The 16,594-nt window shown below is 45.1% G+C and carries 14 protein-coding genes; 9 read left to right on the top strand and 5 right to left on the bottom strand.

The window, feature by feature from the left end; genetic code table 11:
* Positions 1-20 precede the first annotated feature (20 nt).
* On the bottom strand, positions 21-560 hold the full coding sequence (locus tag ACRN9H_RS13970) for a YbhB/YbcL family Raf kinase inhibitor-like protein (RefSeq protein WP_432314542.1): 540 nt from the start codon (positions 558-560) through the stop codon (positions 21-23).
* A gap of 469 nt (positions 561-1,029) precedes the next feature.
* Here ACRN9H_RS13970 and speFL point away from each other — a divergent pair, with 469 nt between their 5' ends.
* From speFL to potE, 3 genes are all read left to right on the top strand, one after another.
* Positions 1,030-1,146: a leader peptide SpeFL gene (gene speFL, locus ACRN9H_RS13965; protein WP_100199882.1), complete on the top strand. Its 117-nt coding sequence runs from the start codon at positions 1,030-1,032 to the stop codon at positions 1,144-1,146.
* Between the two features lie 319 nt (positions 1,147-1,465).
* Positions 1,466-3,628 (top strand): ornithine decarboxylase SpeF, encoded by a 2,163-nt coding sequence (gene speF / locus ACRN9H_RS13960; RefSeq protein WP_432314540.1) that lies wholly within the window; start codon positions 1,466-1,468, stop codon positions 3,626-3,628.
* A gap of 86 nt (positions 3,629-3,714) precedes the next feature.
* A complete protein-coding gene (gene potE, locus ACRN9H_RS13955; RefSeq protein WP_432314538.1) occupies positions 3,715-5,034 on the top strand; it encodes a putrescine-ornithine antiporter in 1,320 nt (439 codons plus the stop codon).
* Positions 5,035-5,213: 179 nt separating this feature from the next.
* On the opposite strand, the gene ACRN9H_RS13950 is transcribed toward potE, so the two are convergent.
* The gene (locus tag ACRN9H_RS13950) at positions 5,214-5,774 is read right to left on the bottom strand and encodes a gluconokinase (RefSeq protein ID WP_432314536.1); all 561 of its coding nucleotides are present in this window, start codon (positions 5,772-5,774) and stop codon (positions 5,214-5,216) included.
* A gap of 85 nt (positions 5,775-5,859) precedes the next feature.
* Here ACRN9H_RS13950 and gntU point away from each other — a divergent pair, with 85 nt between their 5' ends.
* A complete protein-coding gene (gene gntU, locus ACRN9H_RS13945) occupies positions 5,860-7,203 on the top strand; it encodes a gluconate transporter (RefSeq protein WP_006083518.1) in 1,344 nt (447 codons plus the stop codon).
* A 60-nt stretch (positions 7,204-7,263) separates the two neighbouring features.
* On the opposite strand, the gene gntR is transcribed toward gntU, so the two are convergent.
* The 3 genes from gntR to ACRN9H_RS13930 all read right to left on the bottom strand — a co-directional run bounded on the left by gntR (position 7,264) and on the right by ACRN9H_RS13930 (position 11,728).
* A complete protein-coding gene (gene gntR, locus ACRN9H_RS13940) occupies positions 7,264-8,262 on the bottom strand; it encodes a gluconate operon transcriptional repressor GntR (RefSeq protein ID WP_432314534.1) in 999 nt (332 codons plus the stop codon).
* A 402-nt stretch (positions 8,263-8,664) separates the two neighbouring features.
* Positions 8,665-11,103, bottom strand: a complete 2,439-nt coding sequence (locus ACRN9H_RS13935) for a YgiQ family radical SAM protein (protein ID WP_432314532.1) — start codon at positions 11,101-11,103, stop codon at positions 8,665-8,667.
* A gap of 214 nt (positions 11,104-11,317) precedes the next feature.
* Positions 11,318-11,728: an MAPEG family protein gene (locus ACRN9H_RS13930; protein ID WP_432314530.1), complete on the bottom strand. Its 411-nt coding sequence runs from the start codon at positions 11,726-11,728 to the stop codon at positions 11,318-11,320.
* 157 nt (positions 11,729-11,885) lie between these two features.
* Between ACRN9H_RS13930 and ACRN9H_RS13925 the strand changes: the two genes are divergently transcribed.
* The 5 genes from ACRN9H_RS13925 to ACRN9H_RS13905 all read left to right on the top strand — a co-directional run bounded on the left by ACRN9H_RS13925 (position 11,886) and on the right by ACRN9H_RS13905 (position 16,498).
* Positions 11,886-13,106: a threonine/serine ThrE exporter family protein gene (locus tag ACRN9H_RS13925; RefSeq protein ID WP_432314528.1), complete on the top strand. Its 1,221-nt coding sequence runs from the start codon at positions 11,886-11,888 to the stop codon at positions 13,104-13,106.
* Between the two features lie 181 nt (positions 13,107-13,287).
* The gene (locus ACRN9H_RS13920) at positions 13,288-14,925 is read left to right on the top strand and encodes a hypothetical protein (protein WP_432314526.1); all 1,638 of its coding nucleotides are present in this window, start codon (positions 13,288-13,290) and stop codon (positions 14,923-14,925) included.
* 488 nt (positions 14,926-15,413) lie between these two features.
* A complete protein-coding gene (locus tag ACRN9H_RS13915; RefSeq protein WP_432314524.1) occupies positions 15,414-15,737 on the top strand; it encodes a DUF883 domain-containing protein in 324 nt (107 codons plus the stop codon).
* A 9-nt stretch (positions 15,738-15,746) separates the two neighbouring features.
* A complete protein-coding gene (locus ACRN9H_RS13910) occupies positions 15,747-16,247 on the top strand; it encodes a hypothetical protein (RefSeq protein ID WP_432314522.1) in 501 nt (166 codons plus the stop codon).
* Between the two features lie 2 nt (positions 16,248-16,249).
* Positions 16,250-16,498, top strand: a complete 249-nt coding sequence (locus ACRN9H_RS13905; protein ID WP_432314521.1) for a hypothetical protein — start codon at positions 16,250-16,252, stop codon at positions 16,496-16,498.
* Positions 16,499-16,594 lie beyond the last annotated feature (96 nt).

Genomic DNA, 16,594 nt, shown 5'->3' with positions numbered 1-16,594 from the left:
CCAGCCTAATCATCAGTGGATTATCGGTTATATACCGCGGTCAACTTGGCGTTGCCGAGCGCTTGTGCCCTGAGCATAAAGCCCAATAATGCAGGGCTAGCGTCCTTTGGCAGCTCTAACGTACTAGGCAATGCCCACACAGTGAATTCATACCTGTGCACGCCATGTCCTTCTGGCGGACAAGCGCCACCAAAGTCAGTGGTGCCGAAGTCATTTTTCAAGGCGATAGCACCTTTGGGCAGTGCATCGGCATGCGAGCCCGCGCCTTGCGTCAGTGATGTTTGCGCTGCGGGTAAGTTATATACCGCCCAGTGCCACCAACCGCTGCCCGTTGGCGCATCAGGATCATAAGCCGTCACTGCAAACGCTTTCGTCCCCGCAGGTACTTCAGTCCAAGTCAGTTGCGGCGAAATGTTTTCACCTTGGCAACCGAAACCATTAAATACTAATTGCGATGTGAGTTTATTGCCCTCGCTCATATCTTTGCTCGTTAACGTCATAGCATGTGCCTGTCCAAATAAGCCCAATACTAAACTCGCTCCTAGCCACCATTTATTCATGTCTATCTCCCATTGATGTTTCGACCAGACTAATCTACGTCAATCCAAAAGGTCACATCTGCCCTAAAACGGCAACTTTCTGCCCAAAATGCTCAAATGTGAGAAAAAAACTGTCATTTTTGCAATTTCTCAGCATACAGGTAGTTTTGTAAAGCAAATTTATGCATAACCATGCAAGTGCGTCATGCGGTATAAACCAAGATGCTTATTACTACAGCGCTTTAATTAAGATTAAAAAAAATAATAAGATGTTTTATGCAAAAAATATTATTTACATAACACTGACAATATTTACTTTCATAATTTAGATAACGACATTTAAGTATGATTGACTCTATTTAATATCGATTAAATAAGTTAAATTTAAGTGCTGATTATTAAAAAGTAAGACATAGGTCATAATTTTATTTATAACTCACATATAAACTTCACTCCGTAATAAAAACCTAACTATTTTCTCTAAGTCATAATGGAGTCGTATATGAAGAGGAAATCTAAAATAATGGCGCATATCCGGCGCACGCGGCATATCATGATGCCTAGTCAACGTGACTATTTCGATCACTCCTTTATCTTCCTCCGCTAATCTCAGCGCAGGTAGTAGATCAACGAACAGGTCTAAAGTGCTATTGCTCTAATTTTTGCAAACACTAATGTACTGTCTTTTTTTGATTTATTATCTTGCGTCACTATCAAAGCATTTTTTATCAGTGCAGTTTTACTGCGGCTAAGCTATTCATACGCTCAATAAATATATTTCTACTTATATTTATTTCGTAACTTTTGGCATAACCACATTTAATCTGCGCACGGAATAGCTATATCTAATTTTCATACCATTAATGTTTTTAATTAGGTATAGGCACACTTGTATCTATTTTTATAAAATAAAAGGGAAATTAACTATGAAATCATTAAAAGTAGCCGCTAGCTTATCTGTCAGATCTTGTTTCGATATCGACAGAGAAGTTGTCAATGTATTAACCACAGATTTTTGCGATGTGGGCGCGGCTGTCGTCTCTGTTGATGATGTTAGAAATGGTATTGTTGAAAAGATTAAAAACACCGGATTGAAACTGCCCATTTTCGTTTCAGTTTGCTGTGAAGAAACCTTCCCTGATGATGTTTGCTCATCGATTACAGGGGTATTTGAACTCTGCGGTGATAACACTGACTTCTACGGAAAACAGGTCGAAACTGCGGTCGATAAATATGAGCAAGCGCTATTACCGCCTTTCTTCGGCACCTTGAAAAAGTATGTTGAAATGGGTAATTCCACCTTTGCTTGCCCAGGTCACCAAGGCGGACAATTCTTCCGTAAACACCCTGTGGGCCGCCAATTCTTCGACTTTTTTGGCGAAACGATTTTCCGCGCGGATATGTGTAATGCCGACGTCAAATTAGGTGACTTACTGATCCATGAAGGCGCGCCACTGGCAGCGCAGAAATATGCTGCCAAAGTCTTTAATGCCGATAAAACCTATTTCGTACTTAACGGTACTTCGTCATCAAATAAAGTCGCGACTAATGCGCTGTTAGCGAAAGGCGACCTGGTATTATTCGACCGCAATAACCACAAATCAAATCACCATGGCGCATTAATTCAAGCAGGTGCTACACCTGTTTATTTAGAAACCGCGCGTAATCCCTTCGGATTTATTGGTGGCATTGATGCCCACTGTTTCCAAGAGTCCTATTTAAGAGAGCAAATTCGCGAAGTCGCGCCAGAAAGAGCTGATGAAAAACGCCCATTCCGCTTAGCGATAATCCAACTCGGCACCTATGACGGCACTATCTACAATGCTCGACAAGTGATTGATAAAATTGGCCATCTCTGTGATTACGTCTTATTCGACTCGGCTTGGGTGGGTTATGAACAGTTCATCCCTATGATGAATGACTGCTCACCACTCTTGCTCGAACTGACTGCTGAAGATCCAGGCATTATCGTGACTCAGTCGGTGCATAAACAACAGGCTGGTTTCTCACAAACCTCGCAAATCCATAAAAAAGATAAACATATCAAAGGCCAAGATAGATATTGCAACCATAAACGCTTCAACAACGCCTTTATGATGCATGCCTCTACCAGTCCCTTCTATCCTTTATTTGCGGCGCTAGATGTGAACGCGAAAATGCATGAAGGCGCAAGCGGTCGTTATCTGTGGCGCGAAGCGGTAAAAGCGGGTATCGAAGCACGTAAGCTATTGCTCAAAAAGTGTAAATATATCAAACCATTCGTGCCAACAATGATAGATGGCCGCCTATGGCAAGACTATGAAACCGAACAAATGGCCGATGACTTACGCTTCTTCGAATTCGAACCTGGTCAAAAATGGCACTCATTCGAAGGTTATGAAAAAGGCCAATACTTCGTTGACCCTTGTAAGTTCCTATTAACAACACCAGGCATAGATGTAGAAACCGGTAAATATACCGACTTTGGTATTCCAGCGACTATTTTGGCTAACTTCTTACGGGAAAATAATATTATTCCAGAGAAGTGCGACTTGAATTCGATTTTATTCCTGATGACACCTGCGGAAGATATGGCCAAGATGCAACATCTGGTCTCGCAAATATCTCGTTTCGAGAAATTAGTCGATGAAGATGCGCCATTATCTGAAGTATTACCTAACGTTTATAACGCCAATAAAGCCCGTTATCAAGACTATACCATCCGCCAACTCTGCCAAGAAATGCACAATCTTTATGTCAGCCATGACGTAAAACAACTGCAGAAAGAAATGTTCCGTAAAGCGCATTTCCCAACCAAAATCATGGACCCACAGGAAGCAAACCTAGAGTTTATTCGTGGCAAAGTCGAATTAGTTCCGCTATCACAAATTGAGGGAAGAATTGCCGCAGAAGGCGCACTTCCTTACCCACCAGGCGTGTTATGTATGGTGCCAGGTGAAATATGGGGCGGCTCTGTTCAGCGTTATTTCCAAGCTCTCGAAGAAGGTATCAACTTATTACCTGGATTCTCACCAGAACTGCAAGGTGTTTATCTCGAAAATACCGCAGACGGCAAAATTCAAGCAATGGGCTATGTACTAAATAAATAATGAAGACTGACTGCAGAGTTTATTAACCCCACTCTGCAGTCAAATTCATGCCTCCTATAATAAGTCACCTAAATTAGGTTATTAGTATGAGTAAATCAGAAAATAAAATTGGCGTCGTCCAATTAACTATTATCACCATAGTCAACATGATGGGTTCAGGCATTATTATGCTGCCAACCCAATTAGCTCAAGTCGGTACTATTTCAATTTTATCTTGGTTAGTCACGGCGGCGGGTTCAACTGCCCTTGCCTACGCTTTTGCCAAGTGCGGTATGTTCAGTAAAAAATCCGGTGGTATGGGCGGTTATGCCGAATATGCCTTCGGCCGTTCTGGAAACTTTATGGCCAACTACACCTATGCCGTCTCACTATTAATCGCCAACGTCGCGATTGCTATCTCTGCAGTGGGTTACGCTGCCGTGTTGCTGGAAGTTAACTTAAGCCCGATGGCCATTTGTCTTGCGACCGTTGGTGTGCTTTGGCTGGCAACAATTGCTAACTTCGGTGGTGCCCGTATCACAGGTCGCGTCAGTAGCGTGACTGTGTGGGGGATTATTCTGCCCGTGATTGGCGTGTCGTTAATTGGTTGGTTCTGGTTCGACATCGACCTCTACAAAGGCGCATGGAATCCGCATGATATGCCATTCTTCAAAGCGTTAGGCGGTTCTATCGCGATGACTTTGTGGGCATTCCTTGGTTTAGAATCGGCCTGTGCAAACTCAGAAGCCGTCGATAACCCAGAAAAAAACGTACCTATCGCAGTGATGGCCGGTACCTTAGGTGCAGCAGTAATTTATATCATCTCTACCAACGTCATTGCCGGTATTGTGCCAAACGCCGAACTTGCCATGTCAAACGCGCCCTTCGGTTTAGCCTTCGCGCAAATGTTTAACCCTGTGGTCGGTAAAATCGTGATGGCTTGCGCCATTATCTCTTGTACTGGCTCACTGTTAGGTTGGCAGTTCACTATTGCCCAAGTGTTTAAAGCCTCTGCCGATGAAGGATTCTTCCCTAAAATCTTCTCTAAAGTCAGTAAAGCCGACGCACCAATTTGGGGTATGACCATTATCGTTTGTATTCAAACCGTTTTATCTCTGATGACTATTAGCCCATCACTGAGCAAACAGTTCGAAGCACTCGTTAACCTCGCTGTCGTCACCAACATTGTGCCTTACATACTATCGATGGCCGCGCTTGGCATAATGCAAAGACAGCAAAAAGTGCCCGTTAATAAAGCCCGTATTGCCAACGTGATTGCCGTGATCGGTGCGCTATATAGCTTCTATGCTCTGTATAGCTCAGGCGAAACCGCAGTGATGCTTGGCGCCATAGCCACCTTCTTCGGTTGGACTATCTTCGGTGTGATCTCAAACCAAACGCCCGTTGCCGATACGCGTCCAGCCTAAATACGGCTAATACATTATCGAAAACAATTAATTAGGGGTCATAGGCTAGCCTATAACCCCTAGAGAATACCTGCTTATGGCTTATCAATAAGACACGTCTCGCTTTTTAAAGCAAAGATCAATCCCCAAAAGTTATCACCAATAGTAAGCCTTATGCTCTGTTCCAATGTTCGACATTACTATTTTTCGCCATTTATCGCCTGAATACAGCGCTGCACCACGTCTTCAAAAGATCCATCTATACTCACTTGGATAACATCAGCTTCATCAGTAGCGGGCATTTCCAGCGTGTCGAACTGACTCTTGAGTAGCTCAATCGGCATGAAGTGAGCTTTTCTCGCAAACATGCGTTCTTTGACTAATTCAAAATCTCCGTATAGATGAATGAACACTAGCTTGCTGTTGTTCTGACGGATTAAGTCACGATACTGGCGACGCAGTGCAGAGCAGACAATCACCCCCTGTTCACCCTTTTGCTCAATGCTATACACAGCGTCATTGATGCGCTCAAGCCAAGGAGCACGATCGCTATCATTGAGCGGTGAGCCAGATTTCATCTTGATAATATTAGCTCTAGGGTGCAGGTCATCACCATCAATAAATTTAGTCTCTAACGCCTTTGCCACCGCGGCACCAATCGAAGATTTGCCACAACTAGAGACGCCCATGAACACATAGCTATTGCCTTTTTTTCTCTCTGCCACTTTGTTAACCTCATGCCAATTCTCGAATTTAGTCACTTCCCACTCTACCATATTACGGGTAACATGTTACCGGTAACCTACAAAAATGTGGACAACTTAACTAACAAGGAAAAGTCCTCTTATGTCTGATATGTCATTGATTCTGACAGCGCTGGGTTCAATCGCCCTGCTACTGTTCTTAGTGATGAAAGTGAGATTACATGCAGTGGTATCACTGATACTGGTGTCAATAATTGCTGGTCTTTTCTCTGGCATGAACCCAGCCGATATCACTAATACTATTCAACAAGGTATGGGGGGAACACTGGGCTTTGTGGCGGTGGTGGTCGCTTTGGGGGCGATGTTTGGTCGCGTCATGGAAGAGACTGGTGCACTCGATCAGATAGCCCATACACTGCTGAATAAATTTGGTAACGACAAAGCCCACTGGGCGATGACCTTTACTGGCTTTATCTGTGCATTACCTCTCTTCTTCGATGTTGCTGTGGTACTACTGATTGGCATCGCCTTTGCCGTGGTTCGTAAAGGTGGCGGCAGCGTCGTTAAAATTGGTATTTCACTGCTCGCGGGTATTGCCACCTGTCAGGCATTTCTCATCCCTGCACCAGGGCCTATTTTGGTCGCTTCACAGCTCAATGCCGACTTTGGCTACATGATCGTCTTCGGTTTATTGGCATCGATTCCGGCAATGATTCTAGGCGGCCCACTCTTTGCCAGCCTCATCTCCCAAAAAGTCCATGTTGAGCTGCCAGCCCACGAACAGCAGGAAAAAGGCGAACGAGAAGGTGGACCTATCCCCTCATTCGCGCTCTCAATCAGTATTGTGATTTTTCCACTGCTGCTTATTGGTTTAAAGACGGTAGTGTCACGCTTTATTGATGAAAAATCCGATCTGCATAATTGGCTCGCCTTGATTGGTCATCCATTCACCGCCATTTTGCTAGCCTGTTTAATCGCATTTTATGTACTGGGCGTGAGACGTAATATTCCCAATGACCGCATCATGGAAATCTGTAGCAGTGCGCTCCAACCTGCTGGGGTTATTATTCTCGTCACCGGTGCTGGCGGCGTGTTCAAGCAAGTGCTGATTGATTCGGGTGTCGGCGATGCATTAGGCAATATGTTGGCGGGTTCAGGATTACCGATTGTAATACTGGCATTTATTTTGTCGGCTTCGGTGCGCGTTATTCAAGGGTCGGCCACCGTGGCCATGTTAACGGCTTGCGGCCTTATCATCCCGATACTTGAACCATTGAACTTAGATGGTGCTCAATTGGCAGCGATTACGATTGCCATTGGCGGTGGTTCGATTGTGCTCTCGCACGTCAATGACTCAGGCTTCTGGCTCGCAAACCGTTTTCTTGGATTGTCAGAAAAACAAACGCTGCAAACCTGGACGGTAATGGAGACCATTATCGGTACGACGGGCGGCATAGTTGCAGTCATCATCTCAGCGTTTCTCTAACGCTAGCCAGTGATCAAAAACATTAGGCATTAGCCGTTAAGCGAAAAATAGAGGGGAAGTCTACAATGTTTCCCCTAAATCAATACGATAGCCCAGATCGATAACCGATTCTGCTATCTCTTTGCCATTTAACCTGTCTAATAACTCAGTGGCAGCAATTCGACCTATCTCCTTTCTCGGGGTAATAATGCTCGCCAATTTTGGCGTCATCGATTGCCCAATATCATGGCCATGAAACCCTGCAACGCCAATTTGTTCTGGGATCTTGATGCCTTGTCTTTGACACTCAAAAATCACCCCCGCCGCCAAATCATCGTTGGTGCAGAAAAAGCTATCCACATAGGGATATTTCGCTACGGTTTGTTGCAATAACGACGCACCCAAAGAAAACGATGAAGCCTCATTGGTGGTCATCGCCAAAGGTGTGAGCTTGGCTTCCTGCATCGCTAACTCGTAGCCTCGCATCTTAAGCTGAGTGCGAATATCCATGCGCGCGCCTAAGTAAGCAATGTGGCGATAGCCTTTTGCAATCATGGCCTTAACCATTTCATATGCGGCAGCTGTGTTATCGAACCCCACACACTGTTGAATCGAAGGGGACACACTATCCATCATTTCGATGACCGGAATGCCCGCCGTTTCAATCATTCGCACGGTACGCGGTGTGTGGTAACTTTCGGACAAGAGTAAGCCATCAATATTGTAAGAAAGCAGTGATGCCACCCGCTCCTCTTCTAATTCTGCCTGATACCCGTAGTGAGCCAGCATGGTTTGATAACCGCGTTTGCCGGTCACATTCTCGATACCGCGCAGCACTTCAGCAAACACTTGGTTGGTTAACGACGGTACTAACACACCAATGGCGCGGCTGGTCGCTTGCGCCAAAATTTCCGGCGCGCGATTAGGAATATAACCTAATGTTTCTAGCGCGATAGCTATCTTTTCTTGAGTGCTTTTCGCCACCCTTGTTGGATTTTTTAAATAGCGGCTCACCGTCATTTTGGTGATCCCAACTTGATCGGCAACGTCTTGAAGAGTGGGTCTACGCTTTTTATTCATAGTATCTAATGTTAGTTAACAAGCCGCTGATATGGGTGAGATGTATAGCTAAAATATCGAATATAAACAAATAGTAGACATAAGCATCAGACGAGATTTTATAATAGTTCGCCCTGCGATACCAGTTAGGACTCTTTTATCGCGGCGCCGCTCATTGTAAGCATTTATCGGTAAAGATGATGAGGGGCTGATAACAAAAAGCTCAAGTGCTAGCACGTATATGCATTAACTTATTTCAGACTGAGCTAAGGTAAACATACTGGCAAAATTGTGGCGAAATCAAAAAGGATAGTAAAAAGGATTGTAAAGAAAGAGAGTATAGCGGGATATTCATGCTAGCTAGGCCGCTCCAAACTCACGTCTGGAGCGGCCTTTGTACATTATTATGATAGCGAAAAGTGATTACTTAGCCTGTTGGCGACCTTGGGATGGCTTACCTGCTGGTTTACCACCACTCTTTGATGGATTTCCGCCTTTAGCTTGAGCACCTCCGGCCTTAAAACCAGACTGGCCGAAGGGCGCTTTCGCTCCAGGGCGGCTCGAATGGGCTCCGCTAGGTTTAGAGCCGGTTGGTTTAGTTCCCGTTGGCTTAGAACCAGCAGGCTTAGCGCCATTCGCTGCGGGTTTTCCACCTTTAGCGGCTGGTTTTGATTCAGCATCAACTTGAGCTTGCGCGCCGCCTTTAGCCGCACCTTTAGATTTGCCATCGCCATTGCGGTCATCAAACTGATTACCCGAGAAGCGAGTAAAGGCTTTTTGGCCTTGGTTGGCATCTTTCATCCACTTAGGTCCGCGCTCATTTCGACCTTCTGGCGGCACTAACTGATGCGGACTATTACCGATCAAGTCTTCACGCCCCATGGCAGTTAATCCTTCACGGATCAATGGCCAACCCGCAGGATCGTGATAACGCAGCAATGCTTTATGCAAGCGACGTTGACGCCCTTTCTTCGGCACAGACACCACTTCGCTAGTGTGCTTGACGTTTTTCAGCGAGTTTAACTCGGTATGATAAATCGTGGTCGCATTCGCCATTGGTGACGGATAAAAGTTCTGCACTTGGTCGAGCTTGAACTTACGCTCCTTCAACCACAACGCTAAATTCACCATATCTTCGTCGGTCGTGCCTGGATGCGCCGAAATAAAGTAAGGGATCAGGAACTGCTCTTTGCCCGCTTCCTTCGAAAACTTGTCGAACAATTCTTTAAACTTATCGTAGGCGCCCATGCCGGGCTTCATCATCTTACTGAGCGGCCCTTCTTCGGTATGCTCAGGGGCGATTTTTAAGTAGCCGCCGACATGGTGCTGCACTAATTCTTTTACATATTCTGGACTTTCAATCGCCAGGTCATAGCGCACACCCGATGCAATTAACACCTTCTTAATACCTGGAACAGCGCGCGCCGCACGGTACAAATCGATGGTGTGTTTATGATCTGTGCCTAAGTGCCCACAAATGGATGGGAACACGCAAGATAAGCGACGACAGGTTTTCTCGGCTTTCTCGCTAGTACAACCTAAGCGGTACATGTTGGCGGTTGGGCCGCCTAAGTCAGAAATAACGCCTTTAAATCCCGGAATTTTTTGTTGAATATCTTTGATTTCTTTAACAATCGACTCTTGTGAGCGACTTTGAATAATCCGACCTTCATGCTCAGTAATCGAACAGAAAGAACAGCCACCAAAGCAGCCACGCATAATGTTAATTGAGGTTTTAATCATGTCGTAGGCAGGGATTTTGTCCTTGCCATAAATCGGATGTGGTACACGTTGATAGGCTAAATCAAATACCGCGTCCATCTCATCGGTATTAAGCGGCCATGCGGGAGGGTTTACCCAAACGGCGCGGTCGCCATGGGGTTGAAATAACGCACGGGCACAACCTGGGTTTTGCTCTTGGTGCAAAATCCGTGAAGCATGGGCATATAAATATTTGTCTTCAGAGACTTTTTCAAACGCTGGCAGCAGCACATAGGTTTTATCCCATGGCTTAGGTTTAGGCGGTTGAACGCTAATAGGCTTAGGTGCTTCGTTATCGAATATCTTCACATCCGACGGGCCAGACAAGTTAGCACAACCCACATCATCGGCGCCGTAAGGATTAGGTAAGGGTTCAATCTTGTGCAGTTGGTCAATCTTGCGCGAGTCCATACCGCGCCATTCTGGCAGAGGCTCTTTACGGATAACGGCTGTGCCACGCACATCGTGCAATGAACTAATCGGTTCACCAGCGGCTAAGCGACGCGCCACTTCCACTAAGGGACGCTCAGCATTGCCATACATGAGCAAATCGGCCTTTGCGTCAAAAATCACACTGCGGCGCACTTTGTCAGACCAATAATCGTAATGGGCGATACGGCGTAAACTGGCTTCGATGCCGCCAATAATCACTGGCACATCTTTAAAGGCTTCTTTACAACGTTGGGTATATACGGTTACCGCGCGATCGGGACGCTTACCGCCAATATCTCCGGCGGTATAAGCATCGTCAGAACGTAAACGACGGTCAGCGGTATAACGGTTGATCATTGAATCCATGTTGCCAGCGGTTACGCCGAAAAACAGGTTGGGTCGGCCCAGTTGCATAAAGGCATCTTTACTCGACCAATCGGGTTGAGAAATAATCCCCACACGATAACCTTGAGCTTCTAGCATTCGGCCGATCACCGCCATACCAAAGCTTGGATGATCCACATAAGCATCGCCCGTGACTATGATAACGTCACAGCTATCCCAGCCAAGCTTATCCATCTCCTTGCGAGACATAGGTAAGAAAGGCGCAGTACTGTCGCCCGTGGCCCAATACTTGGGATGACTAAAGAGTGTGGATTCAACTTGCATCGTTTGTGACCCGAAAACGTAGTATCAAATAAAGGCGTCACTGGAACAGCGATGCCAATTTAGGGACGCGGAGTATAGCAGGCAACGAAGGATAAGCACGATTAAAAAAACATCAACCAAGGCATATTTGAGAGTATTTAAGCCTTAAGTGCAATACCCTTAAATCCGCTATGGATATGGCTTAGGGCGAAATCGACCGCCCCATCCAACAAGCCTACCATCCCTTTGCTAGCCCTTGGATAAAATACAACAAATCCACCAGCGCCAAACTGATAATCACTAGCCAAGTGAGCAATACGCCCAAAAAACGACCAAAATGATAACCACCTTGGCCTTGAGTTAAGCCAATAGCATGGAGTAAGCGCGCCACTATCCACACTGTCCCAAAACAGTGTAAATAAAATGCAGGCAAGCCTCCCGCTTCGGCCACCAGCATTAAAATTAATACGATAGGCGCATTTTCCATCAGGTTACCATGGACTCTGCATGCCAGGGAAAGCGCGCTATTACCACTATCCCCAAGGCCAATCTTGTGGCTTCTTCTTAATTTTACGACTCGATAAGCTAAAGCTACGGTGAGTAATCCCGTAAGGCTAGCGTAAAGGCCCGTCACCATCATAGACATAGATATCTCCTTGTATCAAAAAACTGACTATAGCCCGAGCGGTAAAAATTCAGTAATTTATTTATATTTTCGTTAAAAGGCATTAACCTTTTAACGAAAATATCGGTTAATATGCGCGCGTCATTCCCGACAACTTTTTATACAGTGAATACCCCGATTGGATAACGACGAGTTTATCGAAAAACGCAGATTTATCATCAAGCTAGGTAAGGCTTTACATAAATTTGGCACACCCGCCTATCGGCTAGAAACCCATTTACAAACCGTCGCCCGCACCTTAGGTATCGAAGGCTATTTTTTGATTTCGCCCACTTCGATGACTTTTGTATTGCAACACGATACCGATCAAGAATATAACCATGCGGCTCGAGTCAAACCTGGCGAGCTCGATCTAGGCTCACTTGCCCGCACCGACGAATTAGTTGATGAATTAACGTCAGGAAAACGCACCTTAGCCGAAGCCTTAGATCGCTTAGAAGAAATTGCTAACAAACCTAATCCCTATGGCCCAGTATTAACCTGCTTTTCCTTTGGTACGGCAGCCGCCGCCTTTGCTATGCTGATGGGCACTGGCTGGAACGATGTATTTTGGTCGGGGCTCTTAGGTTTGTTTGTTTATGGCTTGGTATACCGCGCCGAGCGTTCAGCGCGTATGGCCGAGGTACTCGAACCCTTCGCAACTATTCTTTGTGCCATTGCTGCCTGTGGTATAGCGCGAATCGATCCCAATATTAATATCCCAGTGGTGATCCTCTCCTCCATCATTATTTTTATTCCTGGCTTGGCGTTAACGCTAGGCTTAGCCGAACTCGCCGCTCGTGATTTAATTTCGGGAACTGCGCGCATTATGGATGCGACAATGCAGTTGTTTAAGCTGTACTTCGGTGCAGTGCTCGGCATGGCAATCGGTATCGCCGCATTTGGTGAAGCGATTCATACAGAACCAGAAGGCTTGCCACGTTGGGCAATTTGGTCAGCGGTGCCGATTTTATCTATGGCATTAGTGTTTATCTTCAAAGCACGGATGCAAGATTCGCCTTGGGGTGTATTAGCGGGAATTGTTGCGTTTTTCTCGGCCATGCTGGGTGGACATTATTTTGGTGATTCAGTGGGGATTTTTTTCGGTGCTTTAGCCGTAGGGATTTACTCCAACCTCTTTGCCCGCTGGATGAAAGCACCCGCCTCCATTGCACTGCTGCAAGGTATCGTCATCTTAGTGCCTGGCAGTAAAACCTATATTGGACTCAATGCGTTGATCTCTGGTGAGACCATGCTGAATCAATCACACATTGGATCGCAAATTTTCCTGATTTTTATGTCACTCATTGCAGGACTCATCTTTGCTAATGTCGCCGTACCACCTAGACGAACCTTGTAACAAGTTCAAATCTAGCTACAGCGTATTGCCCAGCGACATTCTTAAGCTAACATTAAGTAAAATAAGAAACTTATTTTACTATTTCCTTGACGAGCAGCCCGTTTCCGTGTGTTATTAAATTGTAAATTGCAGCGTAAAATTATTTTTACTGCAGTCGCCAATTTCATCGGAGTGGCCTTTTATGCAGAAATTCGTCCAGTATGCATGCATCCTACCTTGCTGCATTAGCAGCTGCCTCCATGTTGCCCAAGCAGAAGATGTTAAAGCTGAACATAAGGTTAAACAAACCAAAAAAATCAGCAAGATAGTAGTGGTTAACAACCCCATTTTTGATGAATCCGCTCCGGATGCTTTTTTTATCCACCGCTGGGCTAACGCCCTACATATTAATACTAAAGAATATGTGGTCCTCGATAATCTGACGTTTAACGAAACTGATAGTATTAGCCAAAAAGATCTCGACGAATCCCAGCGACTCCTCCGCGCGGTGCCCTACATTCGCGACGCCAAGGTTTATGTTGCCGAAAAAGATCCCGAAGCCGATACCGATCCAGCACTTGAATCTGTCGTCGTCGAAACCTGGGATAACTGGTCCTTACTCCCGACTGCAAGCTTAAGTAGCTCAGGCGGCGACACCCGCTATTCTTTTGGCGTTAAAGAAGACAACTTGTTTGGAACAGGTATCCGCACCCGCCTCAAATACCAATCTAATGAATCCCGTAATGGTTATGCCTTTGCCTTTGAAGCCCCGATCAGCATTATCGAACACGGTATCCTTGCGGCCGAGTTTTATGATAATAGCGACGGCCAAGCCAAACACGTTTATGTCAGTAAGCCATTCTATTCACTTAATACTAATACCATGTATTCAGCAGAGTTTTTAGATGAGAACCGTATAGATACGCTGAGACAAAATGGGGAGGATGTGAATGAATTCGAGCACACCATTGATTACCTCAATCTACAATATGGCTGGTTAATCAATAAAAACAGTGAACATCTTTCTCGCTTTATTACCGGCGTGACTCAAGATAAACACGAATTCGTCAACACTGAGCTCTATCCTACATCAATGCTCCCCCCAAATAGGGACTTTATGTATCCTTGGGTTGGCTATGAGTTTATCCAAGATGATTTCTATGTACTCAATAACGTGCATCTCATTACTAATAATGAGGACTTTAATCTAGGTTGGCACCACTACATGCAACTCGGCCTAGAAACCAATGACGTAGACGACAACAGCCCTATTGGCTACCACGTTAAATGGCAAAGTGCAGGCGGCTATAAGTTTGATAATCAGCTATGGCTATTGGAAATGGGCGGTACAAGTACCATCGCTACCAGCCAAAAAGACACTTACACAGTGGATATTCAAGCTGAATATTTCTATCAAATTCACCCTAAGTGGACGGCTTATGGTAAAGCTTGGGCTAGCCTTTCACAAAACACTTATCTGGATCTCACCGAAGGACTAGGGGATGAAACTGGCGTGCGCGGTTACCCCAACGAATATCAACAAGGGGATAATCAATGGTTGCTCACCGCAGAGATACGCAACTACCCCAATATTAATTTATACCAACTGGCTGAACTCGGCTGGGCAGTATTTACCGATTTGGGCCAAGCCTCTGGTGGTCAACTCGCCGATAATAACGAAGTCAGCGGCCCACTGGGTAGCATAGGCATTGGTGCGCGGATTTACTCCTCACGCTCTAGCTATGGCAACGTTGCGCATATTGATTTCTCAGTCCCTTACACTGGCGGCGATGCAACCAATAGCTGGGAATGGCGATTCTTAGTAAAGCAAAGTTTTTAAGTATTAACGCGCTCAGCCTTAATCAGGCTGATAAAACCTGCATATTAATAACTACTTTTAAAGAATTAAATTAACTGCAAATAAAAGCACTGCATTAGCACACTATGCCAGAGGCACGACCGATTCACTTAAATTAATAAAGCAAAACATTGCTGACATTTTTCACGATAAATGGTGATCGCAGACGAAATACTGAAACTGACCCAATGTATAAGCATGCCTTAAGCAAAAACTTGAGTATGTTGTCGCCATGCCTTAGTTACAGTACAAAGTACAACCATTATTAATGACGTCCTTTACTTATCACTCGATAGGTAAAAATTACTCAAAATAGGTAACTTCTACAGCAACAGGACTACACCATTTAAGAGGAAACCAGATTAAGCAACTGTTTTATAACACTTATACTATATGGCACATCGATTGCTACCATAGTATTAAGTACAGTATGTTGCTGTATTTTGCAGTGTTTTCCAAGGAGGCTCCCTATGGCCAGCTCAAAAAGTACAACAGATAACGCTACTGCCACTGTAGATTCACTCGTTGCAGCACCCGTTACAGCAAAAGCGGCTGAGGCAACTCATCATGCCGTTGATGCTGTAGCAGTAAAAGCTGCTGCCGCTGAAGATACATTACGGAAAACAGCCGCTAGTTCGCAAGAAACCCTTGCCCACAAGCAAGAAGAAGTCAAACAGCAGCTGCACAACTCATACAGTAAAACACGTGAGTTTGCCGTACAAAACCCACTCGCCACTGCGGGGATCGCGTTTGCAGCGGGTGCACTGTTCACGGCTTTACTACGTCGTCGCTAAGGTAACGTTATGCAGAGCCGTGAAAGTTCTGACGCTCCTGCGCAAAAACCAACTCAACCTGTTGATACGGGTACGGGGCAGGCTGCACCTACGCAGTCGCCCCCAAATAGCGCGGTAGAGCAAGCTATAGAACAGCTGTCATTGATAGCTGCGCTGGGTCATTCAGCAAAGCAAAACTATATTAATCAGTTAATGCTGGTTGAGAAAATAGCTAACGCAGAATGGCAGTTAACTGGGCGCAGCCTAATCATTGCTGCGGCGTTAGTGGTTTGCTTTGGCGCTGGTATAATCCTATTTTGGGGTAGTATTTTATTAGTACTAGGTTATTTGCTATTTCAACTGAGTCACTCAGTGTTGATCACCGCATCTACTTTAGTGATATTGCAATTTATTCTATTGTTTTGGTGCTGGCGCAGTCTTAGTTATGTGCTTTCACAAGCCGGTTTTTCAAATACTTGGCAACAGATACGCCTTTTGTTCTTTAACGGCACAACAAGAACAGGAAACTAAACATGCTCATTCAACGATTACTGAAAAAAAAGCAGGTAAGGCTCGCTGAACTAACGGAGCAAAGCCGAATTCAAAATGAACAATTACAGGTAAATAGCCAATTATTGGGACAACATATTCGTATTTTTATGGGGTCAACGCCTGGCTTAATGATGAGTTTCGGTCTTGGTTGCTTATTTCAACTGCGCCATAACAGTACCGTCAAATTAGTGCGTAGTCTGTTTGGTTTGCGATGGATAACCAAACTCTAACTATCTAACAAAATAAGTATTTAACAAAATATTTTAGAAAGGCTTCGGGTGAAGCGAGTGCAGTAGCTCAGTATTAAAATGAGTATGCAGCAAAGC

Origin of the sequence: Shewanella sp. MF08487 (genome assembly GCF_050848685.1) — a bacterium.
Classification (GTDB): Bacteria; Pseudomonadota; Gammaproteobacteria; order Enterobacterales; family Shewanellaceae; genus Shewanella; species Shewanella glacialipiscicola.
This window is presented reverse-complemented; position numbering and strand designations above follow the sequence as displayed.

Bases quoted from the DNA above. Each gene is read 5' to 3' on its own strand.
- speF (WP_432314540.1), top strand. From the start codon at position 1,466: ATGAAATCATTAAAAGTAGCCGCTAGCTTATCTGTCAGATCTTGTTTC.
- ACRN9H_RS13970 (WP_432314542.1), bottom strand. From the start codon at position 560: ATGAATAAATGGTGGCTAGGAGCGAGTTTAGTATTGGGCTTATTTGGA.
- gntU (WP_006083518.1), top strand. From the start codon at position 5,860: ATGTCTGATATGTCATTGATTCTGACAGCGCTGGGTTCAATCGCCCTG.
- potE (WP_432314538.1), top strand. From the start codon at position 3,715: ATGAGTAAATCAGAAAATAAAATTGGCGTCGTCCAATTAACTATTATC.
- speFL (WP_100199882.1), top strand. From the start codon at position 1,030: ATGGAGTCGTATATGAAGAGGAAATCTAAAATAATGGCGCATATCCGG.
- ACRN9H_RS13920 (WP_432314526.1), top strand. From the start codon at position 13,288: ATGCAGAAATTCGTCCAGTATGCATGCATCCTACCTTGCTGCATTAGC.
- ACRN9H_RS13910 (WP_432314522.1), top strand. From the start codon at position 15,747: ATGCAGAGCCGTGAAAGTTCTGACGCTCCTGCGCAAAAACCAACTCAA.
- ACRN9H_RS13935 (WP_432314532.1), bottom strand. From the start codon at position 11,103: ATGCAAGTTGAATCCACACTCTTTAGTCATCCCAAGTATTGGGCCACG.
- ACRN9H_RS13905 (WP_432314521.1), top strand. From the start codon at position 16,250: ATGCTCATTCAACGATTACTGAAAAAAAAGCAGGTAAGGCTCGCTGAA.
- ACRN9H_RS13930 (WP_432314530.1), bottom strand. From the start codon at position 11,728: ATGTCTATGATGGTGACGGGCCTTTACGCTAGCCTTACGGGATTACTC.
- ACRN9H_RS13915 (WP_432314524.1), top strand. From the start codon at position 15,414: ATGGCCAGCTCAAAAAGTACAACAGATAACGCTACTGCCACTGTAGAT.
- gntR (WP_432314534.1), bottom strand. From the start codon at position 8,262: ATGAATAAAAAGCGTAGACCCACTCTTCAAGACGTTGCCGATCAAGTT.